The organism is Streptomyces sp. MP131-18 (assembly GCF_001984575.1).
GTDB classification, from domain to species: Bacteria; Actinomycetota; Actinomycetes; order Streptomycetales; family Streptomycetaceae; genus Streptomyces; species Streptomyces johnsoniae.
Genome location: NZ_LZNS01000001.1, coordinates 4488049 through 4512272, shown reverse-complemented (window position 1 = coordinate 4512272; position 24224 = coordinate 4488049). Strand labels below are relative to the sequence as shown.

General features: G+C 73.4%; 21 protein-coding genes and 1 pseudogene. 8 read left to right on the top strand and 14 right to left on the bottom strand.

The features are described from left to right. Nucleotides 1-118: 118 nt before the first annotated feature. The 4 genes from STBA_RS20440 to STBA_RS20425 all read left to right on the top strand — a co-directional run bounded on the left by STBA_RS20440 (nucleotide 119) and on the right by STBA_RS20425 (nucleotide 3946). Nucleotides 119-691: a hypothetical protein gene (locus STBA_RS20440; RefSeq protein WP_077060639.1), complete on the top strand. Its 573-nt coding sequence runs from the start codon at nucleotides 119-121 to the stop codon at nucleotides 689-691. Between the two features lie 124 nt (nucleotides 692-815). After that, nucleotides 816-1499, top strand: coding sequence for a hypothetical protein (locus STBA_RS20435; RefSeq protein WP_143659542.1), 684 nt, complete (start codon nucleotides 816-818; stop codon nucleotides 1497-1499). A gap of 80 nt (nucleotides 1500-1579) precedes the next feature. Next, nucleotides 1580-2386 (top strand): hypothetical protein, encoded by an 807-nt coding sequence (locus STBA_RS20430; protein WP_077060637.1) that lies wholly within the window; start codon nucleotides 1580-1582, stop codon nucleotides 2384-2386. 144 nt (nucleotides 2387-2530) lie between these two features. Further along, nucleotides 2531-3946 carry a DUF2637 domain-containing protein gene (locus STBA_RS20425; protein ID WP_253194864.1) on the top strand — a complete coding sequence of 472 codons (1416 nt, stop codon included), beginning with the start codon at nucleotides 2531-2533 and terminating at the stop codon, nucleotides 3944-3946. On the opposite strand, the gene lysS is transcribed toward STBA_RS20425, so the two are convergent. Continuing rightward, complete coding sequence (gene lysS, locus STBA_RS20420; protein ID WP_077060636.1) at nucleotides 3943-5685, bottom strand: lysine--tRNA ligase; 1743 nt, start codon at nucleotides 5683-5685, stop codon at nucleotides 3943-3945. The two genes, STBA_RS20425 and lysS, sit on opposite strands and share 4 nt — an antisense overlap. Before the next feature lie 738 nt (nucleotides 5686-6423). Here lysS and STBA_RS20415 point away from each other — a divergent pair. Next, nucleotides 6424-7626, top strand: a pseudogene (locus tag STBA_RS20415) (S8 family peptidase); the annotation flags it as partial. A 71-nt stretch (nucleotides 7627-7697) separates the two neighbouring features. Here the strand turns inward: STBA_RS20415 and STBA_RS20410 are convergent. From STBA_RS20410 to STBA_RS20375, 8 genes are all read right to left on the bottom strand, one after another. After that, nucleotides 7698-8858, bottom strand: coding sequence for a serine hydrolase domain-containing protein (locus STBA_RS20410; RefSeq protein WP_077060634.1), 1161 nt, complete (start codon nucleotides 8856-8858; stop codon nucleotides 7698-7700). Next, nucleotides 8855-9610: an SDR family NAD(P)-dependent oxidoreductase gene (locus STBA_RS20405; RefSeq protein WP_077060633.1), complete on the bottom strand. Its 756-nt coding sequence runs from the start codon at nucleotides 9608-9610 to the stop codon at nucleotides 8855-8857. Before STBA_RS20405 ends, STBA_RS20410 begins: the two co-directional genes overlap by 4 nt. A 142-nt stretch (nucleotides 9611-9752) precedes the next feature. Further along, the gene (gene hemB, locus STBA_RS20400) at nucleotides 9753-10745 is read right to left on the bottom strand and encodes a porphobilinogen synthase (RefSeq protein WP_077060632.1); all 993 of its coding nucleotides are present in this window, start codon (nucleotides 10743-10745) and stop codon (nucleotides 9753-9755) included. After that, nucleotides 10742-12442, bottom strand: coding sequence for a uroporphyrinogen-III synthase (locus STBA_RS20395; protein ID WP_077060631.1), 1701 nt, complete (start codon nucleotides 12440-12442; stop codon nucleotides 10742-10744). The genes hemB and STBA_RS20395 overlap by 4 nt, the downstream gene beginning before the upstream one ends. Further along, nucleotides 12439-13401, bottom strand: a complete 963-nt coding sequence (gene hemC, locus STBA_RS20390; RefSeq protein WP_077060630.1) for a hydroxymethylbilane synthase — start codon at nucleotides 13399-13401, stop codon at nucleotides 12439-12441. The genes STBA_RS20395 and hemC overlap by 4 nt, the downstream gene beginning before the upstream one ends. Continuing rightward, complete coding sequence (locus STBA_RS20385; RefSeq protein ID WP_077060629.1) at nucleotides 13398-14762, bottom strand: glutamyl-tRNA reductase; 1365 nt, start codon at nucleotides 14760-14762, stop codon at nucleotides 13398-13400. The genes hemC and STBA_RS20385 overlap by 4 nt, the downstream gene beginning before the upstream one ends. Beyond that, the gene (locus tag STBA_RS20380; RefSeq protein ID WP_077060628.1) at nucleotides 14759-15529 is read right to left on the bottom strand and encodes a redox-sensing transcriptional repressor Rex; all 771 of its coding nucleotides are present in this window, start codon (nucleotides 15527-15529) and stop codon (nucleotides 14759-14761) included. Before STBA_RS20380 ends, STBA_RS20385 begins: the two co-directional genes overlap by 4 nt. Before the next feature lie 262 nt (nucleotides 15530-15791). Continuing rightward, nucleotides 15792-16100, bottom strand: a complete 309-nt coding sequence (locus STBA_RS20375) for a glutaredoxin family protein (protein ID WP_077063454.1) — start codon at nucleotides 16098-16100, stop codon at nucleotides 15792-15794. A 74-nt stretch (nucleotides 16101-16174) separates the two neighbouring features. Here STBA_RS20375 and STBA_RS20370 point away from each other — a divergent pair, with 74 nt between their 5' ends. The 3 genes from STBA_RS20370 (at nucleotide 16175) to STBA_RS20360 (ending at nucleotide 19708) form a co-directional block, all read left to right on the top strand. Next, a complete protein-coding gene (locus tag STBA_RS20370; RefSeq protein WP_077060627.1) occupies nucleotides 16175-17113 on the top strand; it encodes an HAD-IB family hydrolase in 939 nt (312 codons plus the stop codon). 259 nt (nucleotides 17114-17372) lie between these two features. Beyond that, nucleotides 17373-18155, top strand: a complete 783-nt coding sequence (locus STBA_RS20365) for an ECF subfamily RNA polymerase sigma factor, BldN family (RefSeq protein WP_077060626.1) — start codon at nucleotides 17373-17375, stop codon at nucleotides 18153-18155. Between the two features lie 209 nt (nucleotides 18156-18364). After that, complete coding sequence (locus STBA_RS20360; protein ID WP_077060625.1) at nucleotides 18365-19708, top strand: DUF5667 domain-containing protein; 1344 nt, start codon at nucleotides 18365-18367, stop codon at nucleotides 19706-19708. Nucleotides 19709-19759: 51 nt separating this feature from the next. Here STBA_RS20360 and STBA_RS20355 read toward each other — a convergent pair whose 3' ends face one another. The 5 genes from STBA_RS20355 to STBA_RS20335 all read right to left on the bottom strand — a co-directional run bounded on the left by STBA_RS20355 (nucleotide 19760) and on the right by STBA_RS20335 (nucleotide 24135). Continuing rightward, nucleotides 19760-20746 (bottom strand): lysophospholipid acyltransferase family protein, encoded by a 987-nt coding sequence (locus STBA_RS20355; protein WP_077060624.1) that lies wholly within the window; start codon nucleotides 20744-20746, stop codon nucleotides 19760-19762. Continuing rightward, nucleotides 20739-21776 carry an NAD-dependent epimerase/dehydratase family protein gene (locus tag STBA_RS20350; protein WP_077060623.1) on the bottom strand — a complete coding sequence of 346 codons (1038 nt, stop codon included), beginning with the start codon at nucleotides 21774-21776 and terminating at the stop codon, nucleotides 20739-20741. The genes STBA_RS20355 and STBA_RS20350 overlap by 8 nt, the downstream gene beginning before the upstream one ends. A gap of 70 nt (nucleotides 21777-21846) precedes the next feature. Continuing rightward, the gene (locus tag STBA_RS20345) at nucleotides 21847-21945 is read right to left on the bottom strand and encodes an AURKAIP1/COX24 domain-containing protein (protein WP_003948845.1); all 99 of its coding nucleotides are present in this window, start codon (nucleotides 21943-21945) and stop codon (nucleotides 21847-21849) included. 129 nt (nucleotides 21946-22074) lie between these two features. After that, a complete protein-coding gene (locus STBA_RS20340) occupies nucleotides 22075-22284 on the bottom strand; it encodes a helix-turn-helix domain-containing protein (RefSeq protein ID WP_019431885.1) in 210 nt (69 codons plus the stop codon). A gap of 681 nt (nucleotides 22285-22965) precedes the next feature. Next, nucleotides 22966-24135 (bottom strand): acetoin utilization protein AcuC, encoded by a 1170-nt coding sequence (locus STBA_RS20335; protein WP_077063453.1) that lies wholly within the window; start codon nucleotides 24133-24135, stop codon nucleotides 22966-22968. Nucleotides 24136-24224 lie beyond the last annotated feature (89 nt).

Sequence of the window (24224 nt, the reverse complement as noted above, 5' to 3'; positions counted from 1 at the left end):
GGTGACATTCAGCCCCTTACAGCTCGGTGTCAGGGCGTTTCGCAGCCGTCTGGCGGGGGAGGTGTCTGAAACGATGATCGGGTTGCGCGGCGGGGGTCGCGAACAGTCAGGTGGTGACATGCAGCGCGGAGGCGACGTCGGCGAGGGAACCGGGGGCGTCGGTCCTGAGCCCACGCCGCGCGCACGGTCCCGACGCGGACGGCACCGCCGGAAGGCGGAGAACGGCGATTTCGAGTTCCGTGGCCGAGGCGGCCGAATGGCCGTGACCTACAAGTACTTCGGCGCCCCGGACGGGGCCACCGCGGCCCGCGTGCCGCTGTCGATGCGGCCGGAGGAGCTGGGCGGGGACGAGCTGGGGCAGGGCATGTTCACGCGCATCAAGCCGGAGACGATGGCGGCGATGGTGCTCACCGGTATCGAGGGCATACCGCTGCACCGCGTGCCCCCGCTGGAGCTGGTCGTGCTGCACCCCGACTACGCCGTGGTGAAATTGCCCACAACCGTGGTGGACCCCCTGCGCGGCATCGGCGACGAGACCGTCGGCGCCGCCGCGTTCATCTGGTCGACGGTCCCCGACCGCAGCGGCCCGAGCGACGCGTTCGGCGTCTACAAGCTGCTCAACGAGTGGCAGGACTTCTCCCGCCGCCTCCACGAGGCCGGCCACCAGCCGTACTGCCTGGTCTGGCCCTGACGCTCCGGGAAGATTCCCGGCATAGCCCCCCGTACCGCTGTCCTTGGGCGGACGGGCGGCTGATCTCTGCGGTAGACATGGTCCTGTGCCGCGAGTGATGCCGAGGAAACCTGGGAGGCGACGCGTGCAGCGCACGATGGCCGTGAGGTGGGCCGGGCTCGCCCTGGCCGCCGTATGCGGGTTCGCCGCCTGTACCGCCGACGGCGATGCCGACGACACGGCGGACTCCGGCACCCCCGGGGGCTCGCAGGGCTCCGCCCAGCCCGGCAGGTACTCGGGCCTGCCCGAGCCGTGCGGCGCGGTCAACGGTGACACGCTGCGCGACCTGCTGCCCGGGGCCGAGGCCGAGGTGTACGCGGGCGAGCCGATGGTGACCTACGACACCGGTCGCCGCGTCGGGTGCGAGTGGAACAACACCGCCGACTCCGGCACCCAGCGGCTGGCCGTGGATTTCCAGCGCGTCATCTCCTACGACCCGGACGTCAGCGACGACGACCAGGCCGCACTCGACTTCGAGGAACGCGCCGCCGACGCCGGTCTCCCCGCCGCCACGCCCCCGGCCGAGGACACCGGCGCCCCCAGGACCCTCGACGGCATCGGCCAGGCCGCGTTCATCGACGACCGGCAGACCGGCACCGACCCGGGCGAACGCCGGGAGATCACCCTGGCGTTCCGCAATGCGAACGTGATCGTCACCGTCACCTACACCGTGTCGACCCCCCTGACCGATCTCCCGCTGGACAGCACTCAGCTACAGCAGCGAACGCAGACCGTGGCACAACACCTCGCGGAGGGCCTCGACGGCTGAGCGCGCGCCTGCCCCGGCCGCACCCGCGGCCGGGCGTACCGTGGCCTGGCAACGTAACCGGTAACTGGAGCGAAGAAAACATGGACCGTAAAGCCTCGCGGCCCACCTCGCGATTCGCCGTGCGCGCACTCGCGTGGTCGGCCCTGCCCGTACTGCTCGTCGCCGGCTGCTCATCCGACTCGGGCGACGACACCACGGACGACGAACCGGCCCCGTCCGCCTCGCCGACCCCCGACCCGGTCCGGTTCGCCACCCTGCCCGAGCCCTGCTCGACGGTCGGCGAGGAGACGGTCGGGCAGACGGTCCCCGAGGCCGACCCCGCGGCCGGCGAGACGCTCAGCTCCAGCGACACCTCCGCCTCGGGCGCCTGCCTGTGGAGCGGCCTGGACGACTACCAGTTCCGTTCGCTGACCGTGGCGCTGCGCCGTTTCGACTCCGACCTCTCCATCGGCAGCGGCGACGAGCGCGCCGGGGAGTACCTCCAGCAGATGGCCGAGGAGGTCTCGGGCGACGACGCCAACCGGGACGTGGAGTCGGCCGAGCTCGCCGAGACCGGCGACGCGGCCGTCACCATGGGCTACTCGGTGACGAAGGAGGCGGAGGACGGCGAGCAGGACTACCGGCAGCACCGGGTCGTCGCCCGCACCGGCAACGTCGTCGTCACCGTGGACTACTCCGGCGCCGGCTTCGAGGGCGACGACATGCCCGGCGCCGACAGCGTGCGCGAGGCCGCCGAGACCGCGGCCCGCGAGGCGGTCGCCGCGGTAGACGCCACCGAGGGCGCGGCGGACGACGAGGGCGGCGAGGAGCAGCAGGAGGGGCAGGAGGAGCAGGAGGAGGCCGACGGCGGGCAGGGCGACGAGCCACCGAGCAACGACGACCTCTGACGGGCACCGCGGCGGCCGGCCCCGACGCCCCGTCAACGCCCCGCCCATTCCCGGACGATAAGGGCGGGGCGCGGCCATGTCCGCACAGGTGTGCCAGTCTTGGGCCGCGAAAGCATTCCCAGTCGAGTCCGGGAGGGACCGCGCGTGGCCGCGATCAAGCTGACACGCTCACACCGCATACTCGTCGGCGTCGTCCTGGCCGGAGCCGTGGTGATCGCCGCCATCGGCTTCGCCGGCTCCTACGCCGCGGTGCGCGACCTCGCGGAGCGCAAGGACTTCGGCGCGTTCGCGCCCTTCTTCCCCATCGGCATCGACGCGGGCATCGTCGTCCTCCTCTCCCTCGACCTGCTGCTGACCTGGCTGCGCATCCCGTTCCCGCTGCTGCGGCAGAGCGCCTGGCTGCTGACCGCCGCCACCATCGCGTTCAACGCCGCCTCCGCCTGGGGCGACCCGCTGGCGGTCTGCATGCACGGGATCATCCCGGTGCTGTTCGTCATCACCGTCGAGGCCGCCCGGCACGCGATCGGGCGGGTCGCCGACATCACCGCCGACAAACACATGGAGGGCGTGCGGATCTGGCGCTGGTTCCTCTCGCCCGTCCCCACCTTCCGGCTCTGGCGGCGGATGAAGCTGTGGGAGCTGCGCTCCTACGAGGAGGTCATCAGCATGGAACGCGACCGCCTCGTCTACCAGGCACAGCTGCGCGCCTCCTACGGGCGGGCCTGGCGCCGCCGGGCGCCCGTCGAGGCGCGCATGCCGCTGAAGCTCGCCCGCTACGGCGTTCCGCTGCGCGAGACCGCCCCGGCGGGGCTCGCCGCCGCGGGCGCCCCGGCCGCCCTGCCCGGCCCGGCGCCGCAGGCGCTGCCGGCCGAGGAGCCCGCGCGGCCGGGCGGCGTACCCGCCGAGCCGCGGCAGGACACGGCCGTCCCGGCCTGGTTCACCACGCCGCACCTGACCCAGCCGGCTGCGAACGGCACCGCCCCCCACGCCTGGCCGACCACCCAGGCCACCCAGCCCGCACCGGAACCGGAACCGGAACCGGCCGCCGCGCCGCACCTCGCCCAGCCCGCTGCGAACGGCACCGCCCCCCACGCCTGGCCGACCACCCAGGCCACCCAGCCCGCACCGGAACCGGAACCGGAACCGGCCGCCGTGCCGGACGCTGCGCAGGTCACCGTGCCCGTGAGCCCGGGGCGGCGGCGGAACCTGGGCAGCACCCCCGGCTACCCCGTGGGACAGCGCACCGCGGAAGAGCCGCAACTCCGGCTCGAAGCGGAGCCCGCGCCGGAACCGGCCCCCGAACCCCCGCCGCGCGCCCGGCCCGAGGAGCCGGCCGCGAACGGCTCCGGCGCCGCGCCGGGCGACGCGTTCTACACCGCCTACCGCGAATACATACTGGAGCAGGGCGCCCACCCCAACGCCCGCCAGCTCTCCCGCTTCCTGCACCAGCGCCACGGCACCACCGACGCCGACGGCTCACTGCTCAGCGAGGCGTACCTGCGCGAGTTCACCCGCGGCTTCCGCGAGCGCTACAACGCCGAGATGGGCACCGGCGGTTAGCGCCCCGCACCGGACCCGGACCCGGACCCGCCCAGCAGCGTCCGCACCCGGCCGGCCCCGACCGCGAGCAGCAGCGTCGGCAGCCGCGGGCCGGTCTCCCGCCCCACCAGCAGCCGGTACAGCAGCGCGAAGAACTCCCGCTGCGCCGCCTTCAGCTCCGGAGTCGGCTTCGCGTCCTGCGCGAGCCCCGCCTGTGCCTTCGGCACGCCGTAGACCAGCGTCGTCAGGCCGTCGAGCGACCAGTGGTCGTCAAGCCCCTCGCGCAGCAGCCGCAGCGACTCCCGCTGCCGCTCGCCGAGCGACGCGAGCAGTTCGCCGTCCGGCTCGCCGCGCACCTGCGTGCGCTGCTCCGCGGGCAGCTGCGTCGCCACCCAGTGCGCCGCCCGGTCGAGGCGCGGCCGGGTCTGGTCAAGCGAGCTGATCGGGTGCGCGGGGTCCAGGTCGCTCAGGATGCGCAGCGTCTGCTCCTCGTCCCCGGTGGTGATGTCCACCACGGAGGCGAGCATGCGGTACGGCAGCGGACGCGGCGTCGCGGGCAGCGCGCCCGCCGCCGTGCCCACGGCCCTGCGGTGCGCGGCGGCGTCGGCCGGCTGCGCCGTGCCCCCGGCGACCCGGCGGCCCAGCGCGTCCCACTCGTCGTAGGTCCGCTGGATCTCGCCGTCGAACGCGATCTTGAACGACTGACTCGGCTTGCGGCGCGCGTAGAGCCAGCGCAGTACCGGCGCCTCCAGGATCTTCAGCGCGTCCGCCGCGGTCGGCACCCGGCCCTTCGAACTCGACATCTTGGACATGCCGGTGATCCCGACGAACGCGTACATCGGGCCGATCGGCCGCGTGCCGCCGAAGATCTCCGACACCAGCTGCCCGCCCACGACCCACGAGGAGCCAGGTGAGTGGTGGTCGACGCCCGAGGGCTCGAAGATCACGCCCTCGTAGGCCCAGCGCATCGGCCAGTCGACCTTCCACACCAGCTTGCCGCGCCGGTGCTCCGACAGCTTGACCGTCTCGCCGTGCCCGCAGGCGCAGGTGTAGCTCAGCTCGGTCGTCCCGTCGTCGTACGCGGTCACCGTCGTGGTGTCGCGTTCGCACACGGAGCAGTACGGCTTGTACGGGTAGTACCCGGCGCTGCCCGCGCTGCCGTCGTCCTCCACCGCGGCGCCCGAGCCCTCGACCGCCGCCCGCTCGGCCTCGTCGGCCACGTCCGCCGGGTCGGTGTCCTGTCCGGCCTGCTTGGTGCGGTACCGCGCGAGCACGGCGTCGATCCGGCGCCGTTCCCGCATCGCGAACAGGATCTGGTCCCGGTAGGCGCCCGCGCCGTACTGCGCGGTCTGGCTGACCGCCCGTACCTCGATGCCCAGTTCGGCGAGGGCGGCGACCAGCGGCGCCTTGAAGTGCTCGGCCCAGTTGGGGTGGGTACTGCCGGGCGGGGCGGGCACCGAGGTCAGCGGCTTGCCGATGTGCTCCTGCCACGCCGGGTCGATGTCCGCCGGAACCTTGCGGAACCGGTCGTAGTCGTCCCAGGACAGCAGGTGCTCGCAGGGAATGCCGCGCCGCTTGATCTCGTCGGCGACGAGGTGGGGCACCATGAGCTCGCGCAGGTTGCCCAGGTGAATCGGCCCGGACGGGCTGATTCCCGAGGCGCACACGACGGGTTTGCCGGGCGCGCGGCGCTCCGCCTCGGCGATGACCTCGTCCGCGAGTCGGGAGACCCAGTCGGCCTCCGGGCTGATTGGAGCCACTGTTCGGCACTTCCTTCAGGTGATGACTGACGCGCCCATTGTCCCACCCGGAAAGCGGCTCGCGGCACCGCGGGACGGTCACCGGCACGGCCACGCGACGGCCCCGCGACGGCGCCGTCGCGTACGCCGATCCGTCGGCCTCGCGTACGCGGGATTACGTGCGCGATGTCGACCGGATGGTGTCCCCGGCGGCAACACCGGCGTCCATCTCCCGTACGCCCATGCCCACATCCGTTTCCTCGCGCACCGGGCCCCGGCCCACCCCGCCCGGCGCTGCCGCCCGCGCCCGCCGAACGGGCCCCCGGGGCGCGTCCGGACGCGTGCGGCGGGGCGGTCGCCGATACGGCGGCCCGGACCGGCGGGCGGCACCGGCTCGCCGGGTATCCGTGCGCGCTGGCCTCGCACTTCGCCGCGTTCCCCGAGCAGTTCCCGGGGCGGACGGCGGGGACGCGGCCGCCGACCGGCCGTTCCCTCCACAGCCGACGGCGCGCACCCGGCACCGTGGCCGGCCCCCGCCCGGCATCGCCGTGCCCGAACGCCTGTGACGGGCATGTTTCCCGCACGCTCCCCGGCGTGACATTCGCATGACAAACCAATGTCATCCGGGGATGCGCCCTTGCCGGATTCCTCTGCCTGGGCGAATCTTTCGTGCTGACGGCCTCTGAGCTGTCATGTTCAGATCCACTCAGCGCAGTCCTGCTCCAACTCCCGCGCACCACCGATGAGGAGGACCCCTCGATGACAGTGATGCGTACCACCCGTTCGGCCGCCCTGGCCACCACCGCGGCACTCGCCCTCGGTGTCGGCCTCGCCCTGCCCGCCGCGGCCGACGCGGAGGGCACCGCCACCGACGCCCGCGCGCTCATAGCCAACGCCGACGCGCCCGGCACGATCGACGACAGCTACATCGTTCTGCTCGAAGAGTCGGCACTCGACGCCGGCTCGGCCCGCGCCGAGAGACTGGCGGATCGTTACGGCGCCGAGGTCACCGACACCTTCGAACAGACCCTCAACGGCTACGCCGTGACGGCCACCGAGGCGGAGGCCCTGGCCCTCGCCGCCGACCCCGCCGTCGCCGAGGTCGTGCAGAACGAGACCGTGCGGGTCGCCGCCACCCAGACCGACCCGCCGTCCTGGGGCCTGGACCGTATCGACCAGGCCAACCTGCCCCTGGACGACTCCTACACCTACCCGGACCACGGCGGCGACGGCGTGACCGTCTACGTCGTCGACACCGGAATCCGCTACTCGCACGTCGACTTCGAGGGCCGGGCCTCCTTCGGCTTCGACGCCTTCGGCGGCAACGGCAGCGACGGCCACGGCCACGGCACCCACGTCGCCGGCACCGCGGCCGGCGCCTCCTACGGCGTCGCCAAGGACGCCGACCTCGTCTCCGTCAGGGTCCTGAACAACTCCGGCTCCGGCACCACCGCGTCCGTCGCCGGCGGCGTCGAGTGGATCACCGCCAACGCCGAAGGACCCTCCGTCGCCAACCTCAGCCTCGGCGGCGGCGCCAACACCACCATCGACGCCGCGGTCCGCGCCTCCATCGCCTCCGGCGTGACCTTCGCCGTGGCCGCGGGCAACAACTACGGCGCCAACGCGAGCAGTTACTCCCCGGCCCGCGTGGCGGAAGCCATCACCGTCGCGTCGAGCACCAGCACCGACGCCAGGTCCAGCTTCTCCAACATCGGCTCCGTCGTGGACATCTACGCCCCCGGCACCAGCATCACGTCCGCCTGGAGCACCGGCGACACCGCCAGGAACACCATTTCCGGCACCTCCATGGCCTCCCCGCACGTCGCCGGGGCCGCCGCCCTCCACCTCGCCGAGAACCCCGGCGCCTCACCGGCCGCCGTCCGCAACGCGCTGGTCGCGGACGCGGCGGGCACCATCAGCAACCCGGGCAGCAGCACCACGAGCAACCTGCTCCAGGTCGGCTGACGTTCCACCTCCCCGCTCCACCGGCGGGTCCACGGCGCTCCCGCCGCCGTGGACCCGCCGCGGCGCGTTCAGCCGGAACGGCCATCCGAACGGTCGCCCCGCAGCGCGCGCGCAAGCTCGCGCGCCGGTGCGCGTCGCAGCGCGTTGCCGGTGCCGCGCTCCCGCGTCGGGTGCACCCGGTTCGCCAGCAGCACCAGAAGCGCCCCGTTCGCCGGGTCCGCGACCAGGCTGGTACCCGTGAAGCCGGCGTGCCCGAAGGCCGTCGGGGAGGCCAACTCCCCCATCCAGTCCGGCTGGTTCAGCTGCCAGCCCAGACCGCGCGCCGTGCCGGGGCCCAGGCCCGCGTTGTGGTCGGACAGCATCTGCCGCACCAGGTCCGCGCCCAGCAGCCGCGCCGGGCCGTAACGGCCGCCGTTCAGCATCGCCTGCCCCAGCACCGCCAGATCACGCGCGGTGGAGAACACCCCGGCGTGCCCGGCGACGCCGCCCAGGTGGTACGCGTTCTCGTCGTGAACGGTGCCGCGCACCACGCCACGCCCCGTCCACGGCTGGTACTCGGTGGCGGCGACGCGCGGCCACACCGCGCGCGGCGGCCGGTACCCGGTGTCGTGCATCTCCAGCGGCCCGGTGACCAGTTCGGCGACCAGCCGGTCAAGCGGCCGGTCCGCCGCCGCCTCGGCCGCGGCCCCCGCCGCGATCAGGCCCAGGTCCGAGTACCGGTAGCCGGGCGGGCCCGGCGGACGCGCGGCGATCGCCGCCAGCCGCGCGGCGCGCCCGGCGAACGGCCCCAGGTCCATCTCCGGCTCGAACCGCCCGGTGTGCGTCAGCAGATCCCGCAGCGGAACGGCCGGGAAGCCCGCGAGCCAGCGCGACACCGGCGCGTCCAGGTCGAGCAGGCCGCGCTCGGCCAGCGCGACCACCACCACCCCCGTGAACACCTTCGACAGCGACGCCACGTCGAACACCGTGTCCCGCGCCATCGGGACCCGCTCCGCCGCGGGCAGCGGCACCGCCCGCCCGTCCCGTTCCCCGAAGGCCACCGCCCAGCCGCGCGCCGCATGCTCGACGATCACGCCGCCGCGCGCCGCGAGCAGAACGAAACCCGCCGCGGACGGCTCGGGGCCCGCAAGGAACGGCTCGGCCGCGGGCACCAGGCGCGCGACCCGCCCGGCGTCCAGGCCCGCCTCGGCCGCCTCCCCGTACCGCAGACCGGCCGCCGCCCCGCTCATGCCTCCCGGTGCACCTTCGTGTTCGACGCCTGGGCCCGCGGGCGCAGGACGAGCAGGTCGACGTTCACGTGCGGCGGCCTCGTCACCGCCCACGCGATCGTGTCCGCGACATCCTCCGCCGTCAGCGGCTCGGCGACCCCCTCGTACACCTTCGCCGCCTTCGCCTCGTCCCCGCGGTACCGCACGAGCGAGAACTCGTCGGTGCGGACCATGCCGGGCGCGATCTCGATGACGCGGACCGGCCGGCCGACGATCTCCAGGCGCAGTGTCTCCGCCAGCGCGTGCGCGCCGTGCTTGGCGGCCACGTACCCGCCGCCGCCCTCGTACGCGCCGAGCGCCGCCGTGGAGGACACCACCAGCACGGTGCCCGCGCCCGAGGACTCCAGCGCGGGCAGCAGCGCCTGCGTCATGTGCAGCACGCCCAGCACGTTCACCTCGTACATGGCCCGCCAGTCCGCCGGATCGCCCGCGGCCACCGAGTCCATGCCGAACGCGCCGCCCGCGTTGTTGACCAGCACGTCGCAGCGGTCGAGGCCCGCGGCGAACGCGTCCACGGCCGCGCGGTCCGTCACGTCCAGCGGCCGCGCCTCGGCCGCGTGCCCGGCCGCCCGCAGCTCGGCGGCGAGCGCCTCGATCCGGTCCGTCCTGCGGGCGGCCAGCACCACCCGGTTCCCGGCGGCGGCCAGCCGCCGCGCGGTGGCGGCCCCGATGCCGCTGCCGGCCCCGGTGATGACGGCGGTGGGGGTGGACACGTGCGCCTCCTGACGTCGGTGTGCTGCGGTCAGCCCTCGCGTGGCACGTCCATGATGACGGCCGCCACGGCCGGACGGCTCAGCGCCCCGGCACCGGCGGCCGGACGGCCCTCACGCCCCGGCACCGGCGGCCGGACGGCCCTCACGCCCCGGCCGCGCCCAGCCGCTGCGCGTACTCGGTCGCCCAGTAGGTGAGCACCAGATCGGCGCCCGCCCGCAGAAACGCGGTCAGCGTCTCCTCGATCGCCCGCTCCCGGTCGATCCAGCCGCGCTCGGCGGCGGCCTCGACCATCGCGTACTCGCCGGAGATCTGGTACGCGGCCACCGGCACAGGCGAGGCGTCCGCGACCGTGCGCAGGATGTCGAGATACGGCAGGCCCGGCTTCACCATCACCAGGTCCGCGCCCTCCGCGAGGTCGAGCTCCAGCTCGCGCAGCGCCTCGCGGGCGTTCGGCGCGTCCTGCTGGTACGTCTTGCGGTCGCCCCTCAGCGAGGAGTTGACCGCCTCGCGGAACGGGCCGTAGAACGCCGAGGCGTACTTCGCCGTGTACGCGAGCAGCGCCACGTCCTGGTGGCCCGCCGCGTCCAGCGCCCGGCGCACGTGCCCGACCTGGCCGTCCATCATGCCGCTCGGGCCCAGCACCTGGGCCCCGGCCTCGGCCTGCACGACGGCCATCTCCGCATACCGCTCCAGCGTGGCGTCGTTGTCCACGCGGCCCCGCTCGTCCAGCACCCCGCAGTGGCCGTGGTCGGTGACCTCGTCCAGGCACAGGTCGGACATCACCACCAGCGCGTCACCGACCTCGGCGCGCACCGCACGCAGCCCGGCCTGGAGAATGCCGTCCGGGTCCGTGCCCGGCGAGCCGACCGCGTCCTTCTTGCCGTCCGCCGGCACCCCGAACAGCATGATGCCGCTGACGCCCGCCTCGGCCGCCTCGGCAGCGGCCTTCCGCAGCGACGCGACCGAGTGCTGCACGACGCCGGGCATCGAGCCGATCGGCACCGGCTCGTCGATGCCCTCCCGCACGAACGCCGGCAGGATCAGATCGGCCGGATGCAGCCGGTGCTCCGCCACCATCCGCCGCATCGCCGGTGTCGTGCGCAGCCGCCTCGGCCGCATCTCGGGAAAACTCATGGCGTCCGCGCCCTCCTGCGCTGCGGCCGCTTCTCGCTCGGCCGCTTCAGTACCTCACCGGCCTCGAGGGCCGTCGTCCGCCGGTCCGCGCCGAACTCCGCGAGCGCCTCCGCCAGCTTGTGCACCGACGGCTCGGGCGCCATCACGTCCACCCGCAGACCGTGCTCCTCCGCGGTCCGCGCGGTGGCCGGGCCGATACACGCGATGACCGTGACATTGTGCGGCTTGCCCGCGATGCCCACCAGATTCCGCACGGTGCTCGACGAGGTGAACAGCACGGCGTCGAACCCGCCGCCCTTGATCGCCTCCCGCGTCGCCGCCGGCGGCGGCGAGGCGCGCACCGTTCGGTACGCGGTCACGTCGTCGACCTCCCAGCCCAGCTCGACCAGGCCCGCCACCAGCGTCTCGGTGGCGATGTCGGCGCGCGGCAGGAAAACCCGGTCGATCGGGTCGAAGACCGGGTCGTAGGGCGGCCAGTCCTCCAGCAGGCCCGCCGCGGACTGCTCGCCGCTCGGCACCAGATCCGGACGCACCCCGAACCTCAGCAGGGCGCGCGCGGTCTGCTCGCCGACGGCCGCGACCTTTATCCCGGCGAACGCCCGCGCGTCGAGGCCGTACTCCTCGAACTTCTCCCGGATGGCACGCACCGCGTTGACCGAGGTGAACGCGATCCACTCGTACCGCCCGGTGACCAGGCCCTTGACCGCGCGGTCCATCTGCTGCGGAGTACGCGGCGGCTCCACCGCGATCGTCGGCACCTCGCTCGGCACCGCACCGTAGGAACGCAGCTGGTCGGAAAGCGACGCGGCCTGCTCCTTCGTACGCGGCACCAGCACCTTCCAGCCGAACAGCGGCTTGGACTCGAACCACGCCAGCTGCTCCCGCTGCGCCGGCGCGCTGCGTTCGCCCACCACGGCTATCACCGGCCGGTCCCCGTCCGCCGAGGGCAGCACCTTCGCTGACTTCAGGGCACGCTCGACGGTGCCGAGCGTCGCGGACCACGTCCGCTGCCTCGTGGTGGTACCGGCGACGGTGACGGACACCGGGGTGTCGGGCTTGCGGCCCGCGGCGATCAGCCGGGTCGCGGTGGCCGCGACGGACTCGAGCGTGGTGCTGACCACGGCCGTCGCGTCGCTCGCGCCGACCTCCGTCCAGCAGCGGTCGTCGGCGGTCAGCCCGTTGACGAACCGCACGTCACCGCCCTCGGGATCGCGCAGCGGCACCCCGGCGTAGGCGGCCACCCCGACGGCCTGCGCGATGCCGGGCACGACCTCGAACGTGATGCCCTCGGCGGCCAGCGCCAGCATGTCGGCGGTCGCGTCGGTGTCCATGCCGGGGTCGCCCGCGACCGCACGGACCACCCGCTTGCCGCCCCGCGCGGCCCGCATGACAAGATCGGCGACATCGCCGGTTCCGCAGGGCTCCGCGCCCTTCCCGCCTGCGGGGGAGCCGGACGCGTCGGCGTCGTCCGCGCTCTGGAGCGGAGTGTGGGTGCCCGGCCTGACGTGCCCGCGCACCACTTCGTAGGCCTCGGTGTCGGCGACCAGGACGTCGGCCTGCGCCAGCACGTCGACGGCGCGCAACGTCAGCAGACCCGGGTCGCCGGGTCCGGCACCGAGGAAGGTGACGTGCCCGTGAACAGTGCCGGACGGCTGCGCGCGTGCGGCGTGCGTGGTACGTGCGGTGGTGGGGCTCAATGTGCTCGCTCCCCCATAAGACCGGCCGCGCCCTTGGCGAGCATCTCCTCGGCGAGCTCGCGGCCGATGGCCGCCGCCTCGTCGGCGGACCCCGGTACGGGGCCGGTGGTGGACAGCTGCACCAGCGTGGCGCCGTCGGGGGTGCCGACGGCGCCGCGCAGGCGCATTTCGGTGATGTCCCGCCCGTCGGCCGAGAGGTCGGCGAAGGCGCCCACCGGGGCGCTGCAACCGGCCTCCAGGGCGGCGAGCAGGGTGCGCTCCGCGGTCACGGCGACCCGGGTGTGGGGGTCGTCGAGAGCGCTGAGCGCTGCGGTGAGGTCCGCGTTCGACGCGACGCACTCGACCGCGAGTGCCCCCTGGCCGGGGGCGGGCAGGACGAGGTCGGGCGCGAGGAGGTCGGTGATCTCCCCCTCCCTCCCGAGACGGTGCAGCCCGGCGGAGGCGAGCACGACCGCGTCGAGCCCGCCGTCGCGCACGTACCCGATCCGGGTGTCGACATTCCCCCGGATCGCAACCGTTTCGATCTCGCAACCGAGCGCGCGCGCCCAGGCGTTCAGCTGCGCCATGCGGCGCGGCGAGCCGGTGCCGATGCGGGCCCTGCCGCGGGCCACGGCCAGCTTTTCGAACGTCAGCCGGTCGCGGGCGACCAGCGCGTCCCTGGGATCGGCGCGCCGCGGCACGGCGGCGAGCGCCAGGCTGTCGGGCTGCGCGGTCGGCAGGTCCTTCAGGGAGTGGACGGCGAAGTCGATCTCGTCGGCGAGCAGCGCGTCCCGCAGCGCCGAGACGAAGACCCCGGTGCCGCCGATCTGCGCCAGCGCTTCACGGGAGACGTCCCCGTAGGTGGTGATCTCGACCAGCTCGACCGGTCGCCCGGTCAGCCGCGTCACCTGCTCGGCCACGCCCCTGGACTGCGCCATGGCGAGCTGGCTGCGCCGCGTTCCGAGCCGCAGGGCACTCATGACCGCTCCTGTTCCGGGTTGCGGACGGCGGCCACCGTCCGGGGTTCGAGGTCGAAAAGCTGCCGGAGGGCGGCGGCGTACTGATCGCCGCCTGGCTCCCCGGCCAGCTCCTTCACGCGCACGGTCGGGGCGTGCAGCAGCTTGTCTACGACACGCCGCACGGTCCTGGTGATCTCGCCGCGTTCCTTCTCGTCGAGGTCGGGCAGCCGCCCGTGCAGGCGGGCCAGCTCGGCGGACACCACGTCGGAGGCCATGGCCCGCAGCGCGACAACGGTCGGGGTGATGTGCGCGGCGCGGCGGGCGGCGGCCAGCGCCGCGGCCTCGTCCGCGACGAGCTGCCGGACGGTGTCCACGTCGGCGGCCATCGGCGCGTCCGCCGAGGCGGCGGCGAGCGACTCGATGTCGACCAGCCGGACCCCCGGCAGCCGGTGCACTCCGGCGTCCACGTCCCGCGGCATCGCCAGGTCGAGCACGGCGAGGTCCTCGCCCTTCCGCGCCCAGGGCGCGTGTGCCGACGCGTCCGCGACGGCGTCGGCCGTCAGCACGAGACCGGCGGCGCCGGTACAGGAGACGACGAGGTCCGCGAGGGCCAGCTCGGCCGCCACCGAGATCGCGTTGATCGGGACGGCCCGCGCCTTCAGGCCCTCCTGCCCGAGCGCGGCGGCCAGCCGCTCCGCACGGTCCAGCGTCCGGTTGGCGATCACCAGTTCGGCCACACCGGTGCGGGCCAGCGTCGCCGCGGCCAGCGACGACATCGAGCCCGCGCCGATGACGAGCGCCCGCTTGCCGCGCAGCCACTCCGGCACGTCGCGGCCCGCCGCCAGCTGCTGGAGCCCGAACGTGACCAGCGACTGCCCGGCCCGGTCGATGCCCGTCTCGCTGTGCGCCCGCTTGCCGACCCGCAGCGCCTGCTGGAACAGCTCGTTCAGCAGGCGGCCCGCGGTGTGCTCGTCCTGCGCGTGCGCCAGCGCCGACTTGATCTGCCCGAGGATCTGGCCCTCGCCCACCACCATCGAGTCCAGGCCGCACGCCACGGTGAACAGGTGGGCGACGGCCCGGTCCTCGAAGTGCACGTACAGGTACGGCTGGAGCTCGTCCAGGGGAACACCGCTGTGCCGGGCGAGCAGCGCGGACAGCTGCGAGACCCCGGCGTGGAAGCGGTCCACCTCGGCGTACAGCTCGATCCTGTTGCACGTGGAGAGCACCGCGGCCTCGGCGACGGCCGCGCCCTCCACGACGGCGCTCACCGCGCCCACCGCGTCCCGCAGCAGCTTCCCGCGGGTATCCTCCTGGAGCGCGGCGCGCTCCAGGAGGCTGACGGGCGCGCTGCGGTGGCTGAGTCCGACCACGAGCAGTGTCATGCGGGCATCACCGCCGGGATGTCCCCGTCCGGGCCCTGGTCGCCGCGGCGGCCCTCGGACGCGGCCGGCAGCCCGGCCGCGGACGGCGGCTCCTGCGCCAGCTCCTCGGCGGCCTTGCGCTGCTCGTGGAACGCGAGGATCTGGAGCTCGATGGACAGGTCCACCTTGCGGACGTCGACGCCCTCGGGAACGGTCAGCACCGTCGGCGCGAAGTTGAGGATGGAGGTCACGCCCGCGGCGACGAGCCGGTCGCACACCTGCTGCGCGGCCCCGCCGGGGGTGGTGATGACGCCGATCGAGACGCCGTTGGTGTCGATGATGGTCTCCAGGTCGTCGACGTGCTGCACGGCGATGCCGGCGACCTGCTTGCCGGTCATGGACGAGTCGGCGTCGATCAGGGCCGCGACGCGGAAGCCGCGGGACGCGAAGCCCCCGTAGTTGGCCAGCGCGGCCCCGAGGTTACCGATGCCGACGATGACCACGGGCCAGTCCTGCGTGAGACCCAGCTCGCGGGAGATCTGGTAGACGAGGTACTCCACGTCGTAGCCCACGCCCCTGGTGCCGTAGCTGCCCAGGTACGAGAAGTCCTTGCGGAGCTTCGCCGAGTTGACGCCGGCGGCCGTGGCCAGCTCCTCGGAGGAGACCGTGGGCACCGAGCGCTCGGAAAGCGCCGTCAGCGCCCGGAGATACAGCGGAAGCCGGGCGACGGTCGCCTCGGGAATTCCCCGGCTGCGGGTCGCCGGTCGGTGGTTTCGGCCAGTTGCCACGGTGCTCCTGCCGGTCGGGCCAAGCGGAAGGCGGCTGTGCGCGGCGCGTACGCCGGGACCGCTCCGTCGCGCCCAGGCTATGTCTTTGTGAACGCGTGCACAAAGATGGTGTCCGTTTTGCCCGCCCAAAGTGACCGGTGCCACATACAACAACAGGGACACCGGGCCACGCTCCTCACGTATGCACCCTCGGGCGGAAAGTCAGGGGGAAACCCGGGCGGAAGCCCGGGGCAAACGACCTCGCATCGTAATCCAAACCGGGTCAAGCCCCCAAGGCCCGGCGCAACCGCTCCGCGTCGACCCGCCAGAAGTCGTGCTGTTCACCGTCCACCAGGACGACGGGGATCTGCTCCCAGTACCTGCGGTGGAGCTCCGCGTCCCGCGTGATGTCCTTCTCCTCCCAGGCCGCCCCGGTCCGCCCGCACACGTCGGCGACGATCCGGCGCGCGTCGTCGCACAGGTGGCAGCCGGGCTTGCCGATCAGCGTGACCAGACGCTCCTCCGGCGGTCGGCGGCGGCCGGGCGCCTGAGCCTTGCGGGACATGCGGGGCAACGGTGTCATGCCGCCCATTGTGCCGCCCGCGGCCACTCCCGCGTCATTCCCGCGCAACCGGAAGCACCGCGGGCACTGGCTATGCTCGGAGCATGGCCAGGCCACGCCCCTCCGCGCCCGACTCCGCACCGGCCGGCGCCCGCCGGGCCTGGTTCACCGCCCGCAAGCAGGTGCCCACGGAACGCAGCGAGCTGGCCGGCCAGGCGTCCGCCCAGGCCGCCCGCGAGGCCGTGGCGGAGCCGGAGTTCCCGGCTCCTGGTGACCCGAAGGCGGCGGCGTTCTTCGACCTGGACAACACCGTGATGCAGGGCGCGGCGATCTTCCACCTGGGCCGCGGTCTGTACAAGCGGAAGTTCTTCCGCAAGCGCGAGCTGGCGAAGTTCGCCTGGCAGCAGGCGTACTTCCGGCTGGCCGGCGCGGAGAACGCGGGGCACATGGCGGACGCGCGGGACAGTGCGCTGTCGATCGTCGCGGGGCACCGCGTCGCCGAACTCATGGAGATCGGCGAGGAGATCTACGACGAGTACATGGCCGGCCGCATCTGGCCCGGCACCCGCGCGCTCGCCCAGGCCCATCTGGACGCGGGCCAGCGCGTGTGGCTCGTCACGGCCGCCCCGGTGGAGACGGCCACCATCATCGCGCGGCGGCTCGGGCTGACCGGGGCGCTCGGCACGGTCGCCGAGTCGGTCGGCGGCGTGTACACCGGCCGGCTCGTGGGCGAGCCACTGCACGGCCCGGCCAAGGCGGCGGCCGTCGAGGCCCTCGCCGCGGCGGAGGACCTCGACCTGGAACGCTGCGCAGCCTACAGCGACTCGGCCAACGACATCCCGCTGCTGTCGCTCGTCGGATATCCATACGCGATCAATCCCGACCGCGCACTGCGTGCCCATGCCCGCGAAATGGGCTGGCGCCTGCGGGACTACCGGACGGGCCGCAAGGCGGTGCGCGTCGGGGTGCCGGCGGCGGCGGGCGCGGGCGCCGTTGCCGGTGGGGCCGTGGCCGCACTGGCGATCCAGCGCCGCCGCAGGTAGCCGCGGCAGCCGGGGCGTCCGCCTCCGCGAAACAGTGCGATCGATCAAACTCGGTCAGCACGTTGGCAAATCACATCATTATGCGATCAACCTTGCCATGGCGTTTGCGTGGCGCGACGGACACAACCGGTAACACTCCAAACCGAATCGGCGATTTTCGCAACTGGGCGTAGCACTCCCAGCACGAAGGGTTATTCTCCTCAGACGCATGTGACGGAACCGCCACTGCACGTGTTGAAGCTCTGCCTCTGGGAGTCCCGTGTACCCACACGTCGGGGTTGACGCCTCGGGCCTGGCTACGCTGCGCACGTCGGTCATCGACTGGCTGCGCACCCTCGTCCCCACCGCGTACGCCGTCCCCACCCTCGCCGCACCTGTCCCCGCAGGCCCCGCCTACACCCTGGCCAACAGCGCCGCCGGCGCCGCCACCATGGGCAGACGCGCCCGCTCCGGCGCCGCGGGCGCCTCCGCGGCCCGCCCCACGGCCCCCAGCGACAGCCGCCGCATGATGGATCTCGTGGAGCGCGCCCAGGCCGGAGAGGCCGAGGCGTTCGGCTGCCTCTACGACCACTACTCCGACACCGTCTACCGGTACATCTACTACCGCGTGGGCGGCCGGGCGACCGCGGAAGACCTCACCAGCGAGACCTTCCTGCGCGCGCTGCGCCGCATCGGCACGTTCACCTGGCAGGGCCGCGACTTCGGGGCATGGCTGGTCACCATCGCCAGGAACCTGGTGGCCGATCACTTCAAGTCCAGCCGCTTCAGGCTCGAAGTGACCACGGGCGAAATGCTCGACGCCAACGAAGTGGAGCGCAGCCCCGAGGAGTCCGTTCTCGAATCCCTGGCCAACTCAGCCCTCCTCGACGCCGTTCGCAAACTCAACCCTCAGCAGCAGGAATGCGTCACGCTCCGATTTCTCCAGGGCCTCTCGGTGGCGGAGACGGCGCGTGTCATGGGAAAGAACGAGGGGGCGATCAAGACGTTGCAGTACCGGGCGGTCCGCACCCTCGCCCGGCTGCTGCCGGACGACGCCAGGTAAGTGCACCCTTAGTGAGCGCCTTCTTCCAATCAGTCACATAATCTGCCAGCCGTAACCCGAGTGCGTGTCCGCTCGTTGTCGGGTTCGCAGGCTCCCCACGGCCAGGTTCCGCCCAGGTCTCCCGCCACTCGATCGGGTGCACTTGGGCAGCGCCAGAAACTTCTATCCGTAGTGGGGAGTCCTTCGTGTGACGAGAGGAGGTGCCGCCCGTGATCGGTTCCGCATCGGCAAGCCGCCGGGCCAACGCCTTCGCCCATCTCCTCGACGAGTCGCGGCCCGCTCGGCCGCGGCCCGCCGACGGGGACACGGCGGTGGCCCCGGCCGGGGACGGGGGCGAGCACGCCGCCCTGCTGTCGGTGGTGGACCGGCTCGCGGCCGTGCCACGGCCCGAGCTGTCGGCCGAGACGAGATCGACCCAGCGGGCGCTGCTCGTCGCCGCGATGGCCGCGGCGGGCACGGCAGGCGCCGCCGCCCCGGCGGACGACACCGGCGCACAGGGCGCGACCGGGAGCGGAGGGAGCGAGGGGGCGGCTCCCGGCCGCACCCGCGCACCCTCCGGCCCGGGCTCACGGGACACCGAGCGCGTGCCGGAGCAGCGCCGCGCCCGCGGCAGCAGGGGCACGCACCGCGCCACCCCGGGCAGCGGCCTCGGCCGGCTGCGCCCGAGGACCCGGCTGACCAAGGGCCTCGCCGCGGGCGGCCTGACCATGGGCGTGGCCGCCGGCGCCTTCGGCGGCGTCGCGGCGGCCAGCACCGACGCCCTGCCCGGCGACACCCTGTACGGCCTGAAGCGCGGCATGGAGGACCTGCGGCTCGACTTCACCAGCGGCGACGCGGACCGCGGCCGGGTCTACCTCGACCACGCCTCCACCCGGCTGAGCGAGACACGTCGGCTGCTGGAGCGCGGCCGTTCCGGCGACCTGGACCACGAGGACCTCGACGCGATCCGCAGGGCGCTCTCCAGCATGCGGGACGACGCCGCGGAGGGACACCGGCTGCTCTCCCTGGCCTACCAGGCCGACGGCTCCATCGACCCGATGCGGTCACTCTCCGCCTTCTCCGAGAGCCACCGCGCCACCTGGGCGGAGGTGCGCGAGCGGCTGCCCGTTCAGCTGCACGACGTCAGCGAGGAGGTCACCGGGGTCTTCGACGCGATGGACGAGGAGATCGCGCCGCTCCAGCCGCTCCTCCCGGAGGACCGGGGCAGCGCCTCGTCCGCCGAGGCCCCGCCCAGCTCCGCCGCCCATCCGCGGCCAGGGCCCGAGGACCGGGCCCCGGCCCCCGCCGCCTCCGACCGCGACACGGACGGCGGCCAGGAGGAGCCCGGCGAGGACGCCTCCCCGCCCGAGGAGACCCCCGAGGAGCGCCGCGGCCTGCTGGACGGCGGCCGGGGACTGCTCGACCCGGCGCTCCCCGGCCAGTCCCCCGAGGAGCGCGACTCCCTGCCGCCCGCCTCCCCCGAAGCCCCGCTGCCCGAGCCCGACATCACCATCCCGCCCCTCGTGGAGGACCTGCTCCCCGGACTCGGCCTGGACGTGGACGAGGAGCGCTGAGGCCGGGTCGGTGTTCTTCCGCGGCCCAACACGGCCCAACACGGCCCGTATTCAGAAGAACACCGACCGCCGGGCCACCAGCAGCTTGTACAGCGTGTGCTGGATCGTCTCCCGCACCTGGTCCGTCAACTGGAACATCAGCATCGGGTCGTCCGCCGCCTCCGGCGGGTGGTCCTTCGTCTCGATCGGCTCACCGAGCTGGATCGTCCACTTCGTCGGCAGCGGCACCGCGCCGAGCGGCCCGAGCCACGGGAACGTGGGGGTGATCGGGAAGTACGGCAGGTTCAGCAGGCGGGCGGCGACCCGGGAGTTGCCGAGCATCGGATAGATCTCCTCGGCGCCGACGATCGAGCAGGGCACGATCGGCACCCCCGCCCGCAGGGCCGTCGCCACGAATCCACCCCGCCCGAAGCGCTGAAGCTTGTACCGGTCGGCAAACGGCTTGCCGATGCCCTTGAAGCCCTCCGGCATCACCCCGACCAGCTCACCGCGCTCCAGGAGCTCCTGGGCGTCCTCCGCGCACGCCAGCGTGTGCCCCGCCTTGCGGGCCAGCTCGTTCACGACGGGCAGCTGAAACACCAGATCCGCCGCGAGCAGCCGCAGATGCCGGTCGGCCGGGTGGTGGTCGCGCACGGCGACCTGGAGCATGAGCCCGTCCCACGGCAGCGTGCCGGAGTGGTTGGACACCAGCAGCGCCCCGCCCTCGGCCGGCACGTTTTCCATGCCGCGCACCTCGACGCGGAAGTACTTCTCGAACACCGGCCGCAGCACAGTCATCAGGACCTCGTCGGTCAGGTCCCGGTCGTAGCCGAAGTCGTCTATCTCGTACGCGCCGCTGAGCCGTCGCCTCAGGAACGCGAACCCGCGCGCCAGCGCCCTGTCCAGGCCGCCACCGGCCACCCCGGCCACCTCGTCCTCGTGCCCGGCCTCCTCACGCCCGGCCGACGGCGACCCGGCCGACGGCGGCGCGGGCGGCTCCTCACGGCTCCGGCCCCGCCGGCCGCCCTCGCCGATCGGAATGACCTTCGCGTCAGCCATGGCGCACCACTTCCTCGATCCGGTCGACGGCCCGCGCCACGTGCTCGGGCGGCAGCGCACCGGGTCCGTGCAGCGCGGCGAACTCCGCGAACGTCTCGCCCGTCGTGTACGCCAGCGGCCCGCCCATGGCCTGCCGCAGCCGCGTCGTGCGAGCCACGCGGCCGTGGACCAGGGACCGCAGCTGCTCCGCGGAGGCCCCACCGAGCCCGAGCGTGCCGAGCGCCGAGCCGAGCCAGGGCGCCAGCGCCCGCACCACCGGCACCGTGGGCCGCCCGATGCGCCGCGCGGCCTGCGACAGCAGCAGCACGCCCTCGCCCGCCACGTTGTACGTGTCCGGGGCCAGCGCATCCGGCGTCCCCGGCTCGCGCGCGGCGCGCGCCAGCACCTCAAGCACGTCGTCCTCGTGCACGAACTGCAACCGCGGGTCGTAGCCCAGCACCGTCGGCAGCACCGGCAGCCGGAAGTACGCGGCCAGCCGCGAATCCGCGGCCGGGCCCAGCACATGCGCGCAGCGCAGCACCGTCACCCGCACGTCGGGGCAGCGGCGGGCGAAGCCCCGCACATAGCCCTCGATCTCGATGACGTCCCGCACGAAGCCACCGCCGGTCGGCGCGCCCACGCGAGTCGTCTCATGGAAGACCGCGGGATCGCGGGCCGCGGTGCCGTAGATCTGGGTGCTGGACTTGACGACGACGCCGCGCAGCCCCGGCACCTTCTGGCAGGCACCGAGCAGTTGCAGCGTGCCGAGCACGTTGACTTCCTTCACCGCGGAACGGCCGCCGCCCGCGGGGCCCGGCGTGCCGTGCACGTCGAGGTGGACCACCGTGTCCACGGCATGCTCGGCGAGCACCGTGACGATCGACGGCTGCCGGATGTCCGCCCGGACGAACTCGGCGCCGCCCAGCGGATGTGCGGGCGGCCGGCTGTCGACGCCGATGACCCGGTCGACGCGGGGGTCGCGCCGCAGGTGCCGGACGAACCGCCCGCTGAGCTGCCGGGCGGCACCGGTCACAAGCACGGTTTTGCCCACGACCCTCCCTGGCGACGCGCAGGCCCTCCCGTCGACGTACACGACGGGAGGGCCGATCAGCGGCGCTCGCTCACTTCTTGTTGCGGCGCTGGACGCGGGTGCGCTTCAGCAACTTGCGGTGCTTCTTCTTCGCCATCCGCTTGCGCCGCTTTTTGATCACAGAGCCCACGACTACCCTCGCTCACTTCGCTTACTCGGTGCGGGGCGTCCGAGCCCACACGACCTACATGCGGGTCAGCCTACCGGTCACCGGGTGATACGGGTTAATCGAGGGTCGAACCGGGAGCTCTTCCAGCCGTTACGCGCTTTCGACGCCCACGAACGACTCTCGGAGGTACTCATGGACGGCCTGCTCGGGTACCCGGAAGGACCTTCCCACCCGGATCGCGGGCAGATGACCGGCGTGCACCAGGCGGTACACAGTCATCTTGGAGACTCGCATCACCGCGGCGACCTCCGCCACGGTCAGGAACTTGGCCTCGCTCAGAAGCCTTTCACCAGCAGCCATGTCACACCTGACCTTCCGCACATGTCGGACACCGGCTTCCCCTCCGGTGACTCCCTCTCGCATGTGCGCTCCTCCCCAGATTAGGGGCGGGTGATGCGAGTGGGGAAGAGGTGCCTCAACCGGCCTTTTTCAGCGACCATGCTCTTACCGTGACAGAGAAGCCCGATTGAGCACATAGCGCGTGAGCGGCCGGGGGCATCCCGCCGGCCCGGCGCCCCGACCGGACGCCGCCGTCGCGGCCGCACCGCACGGCCCGCCCGGCGGGCGCGCGGGGCATCGCCCGCTCCGATCGGCCCGATGGCCTCCCTACCCAGCTGACCTGCACCCCTAAGCGTCCCGACGGCGGCGGCGGCCTGCCCGGATCGCACCGGACGGGCACCGGGCGCCGCGCCAACGGCCGCCCCCTGCGGGGCTGCTGACACCGTGTGGAGACCCGGCGGGACGAGGTGAAGAAGCAGTGACCGGATCATGGGCAACCTGCCCTCCGGAGCCGCGAGGAGAACGTCGGAGGCGTAGGCGGAATCGGGTCGTTATGTCGATAGATCGGCCCGCAGCCTGCGGGAGGCAGGCCCGGTCCGCCGCCGACGGTCACCCCGCAATGTGGCGTAGGAGACCAGCAGTTGACGGTGGCTCCGCGGCCAGGCGAACGGCGCCCGACTTCCAGAACCGCGCCAGGACCGCTCAGGGCAGCAGCCCGTGCAGCGGGTAGACGGCCCGCCGGGTCGCGAGGACGGCCTGGTCGACGGCATCCGCCGGATCGTAACCGTCCTGCCAGCTCCGCCACTGCGGAACGCGCCCGTCCGTCATCCGCCGCGGCCCCTGCTGCCGGGTCAGCGCGTACACGGTCTGCCGCCACGTCTCCGGCACGGGCGCCTGCGGTTCGACGGGGGCGTGCGCCGCGGTGGCGACGAGGTGCGCCCAGAGGCGCGGCACGACGTCCACGACGGCGTACCCGCCGCCACCGAGGGCCAGCCAGCGCCCCTCCGCGTGCTCGTGCGCCCAGGAGTGACAGGACTCCACGGCGGCGCGCTGGGCGTCGAGGCTGAGCGTGAGGTGCGCCAGGGGGTCCTCGAAGTGGGTGTCCGCGCCGTGCTGCGTCACCAGCACCTGGGGCCGGAACGCGGCCAGCAGCTCGGGAACGACGGCATGCAGCGCCCGCAGCCACGCCCCGTCCGAAGTACCGGCCGGCAGCGCAACGTTGACGGCGCCCCCGGGCGCGCCCCGGCCGCCGGTCTCCTCGGGCCACCCGGTGCCGGGGAAGAGGGTGCGCGGGTGCTCGTGGAGGGAAATGGTGAGGACACGCGGGTCGTTCCAGAACGTGTCCTGCACGCCGTCCCCGTGGTGCACGTCCGTATCGAGGTAGACGACGCGCTCGGCTCCGCGCTCGAGAAGGCGGGCGATGGCGAGGGCGGCATCGTTGTAGACGCAGAAGCCGGACGCCCGGCCCGGCATGGCGTGGTGGAGGCCGCCGGAAAAGTTCACGGCGTGCCCGGTGACGCCGCGCCAGACGTCGTCGGCGCCGGCCACGGACTGGCCCGCGATCAACGCGGACACCTCGTGCATGCCCGCGAAGGCGGGGGTGTCGCCGGCGCCGATACCGAACCGCTCGTCGGCCTCGGTGGGCCGGCCCGAGGCGTGTCGCACGGACGCGAGATAGTCGGGGCGGTGCACGAGCCCGAGCGTGCCGTCCCCGGCCGCCGGCGCGGCGACGACATCGATGTGCTTGTCGAGGCCCAGCGCCTCCACGAGCCGCATCGTCAGGGTCAGTCGCACCGGGTCCATGGGGTGCCCGGGCCCGAAGTCGTACCGCGTGACGCCCTCGTCCCACATCAGTCGTGCCTCAACGCTCATGAAGAACACGGTAGCGGAACGGAAGTGGGCCCCGGGGGAAGGAAAAATCCTTTCCCCGGGGCCCATTTACCAATAATTGTCCGGCGGTG

Coding starts and splice junctions, on each gene's coding strand:
- STBA_RS20440 (WP_077060639.1), top strand. CDS start 119: ATGCAGCGCGGAGGCGACGTCGGCGAGGGAACCGGGGGCGTCGGTCCT.
- STBA_RS20430 (WP_077060637.1), top strand. CDS start 1,580: ATGGACCGTAAAGCCTCGCGGCCCACCTCGCGATTCGCCGTGCGCGCA.
- STBA_RS20410 (WP_077060634.1), bottom strand. CDS start 8,858: ATGAGCGGGGCGGCGGCCGGTCTGCGGTACGGGGAGGCGGCCGAGGCG.
- hemB (WP_077060632.1), bottom strand. CDS start 10,745: ATGAGTTTTCCCGAGATGCGGCCGAGGCGGCTGCGCACGACACCGGCG.
- hemC (WP_077060630.1), bottom strand. CDS start 13,401: ATGAGTGCCCTGCGGCTCGGAACGCGGCGCAGCCAGCTCGCCATGGCG.
- STBA_RS20385 (WP_077060629.1), bottom strand. CDS start 14,762: ATGACACTGCTCGTGGTCGGACTCAGCCACCGCAGCGCGCCCGTCAGC.
- STBA_RS20375 (WP_077063454.1), bottom strand. CDS start 16,100: ATGGGCGGCATGACACCGTTGCCCCGCATGTCCCGCAAGGCTCAGGCG.
- STBA_RS20370 (WP_077060627.1), top strand. CDS start 16,175: ATGGCCAGGCCACGCCCCTCCGCGCCCGACTCCGCACCGGCCGGCGCC.
- STBA_RS20355 (WP_077060624.1), bottom strand. CDS start 20,746: ATGGCTGACGCGAAGGTCATTCCGATCGGCGAGGGCGGCCGGCGGGGC.
- STBA_RS20340 (WP_019431885.1), bottom strand. CDS start 22,284: ATGGCTGCTGGTGAAAGGCTTCTGAGCGAGGCCAAGTTCCTGACCGTG.
- STBA_RS20335 (WP_077063453.1), bottom strand. CDS start 24,135: ATGAGCGTTGAGGCACGACTGATGTGGGACGAGGGCGTCACGCGGTAC.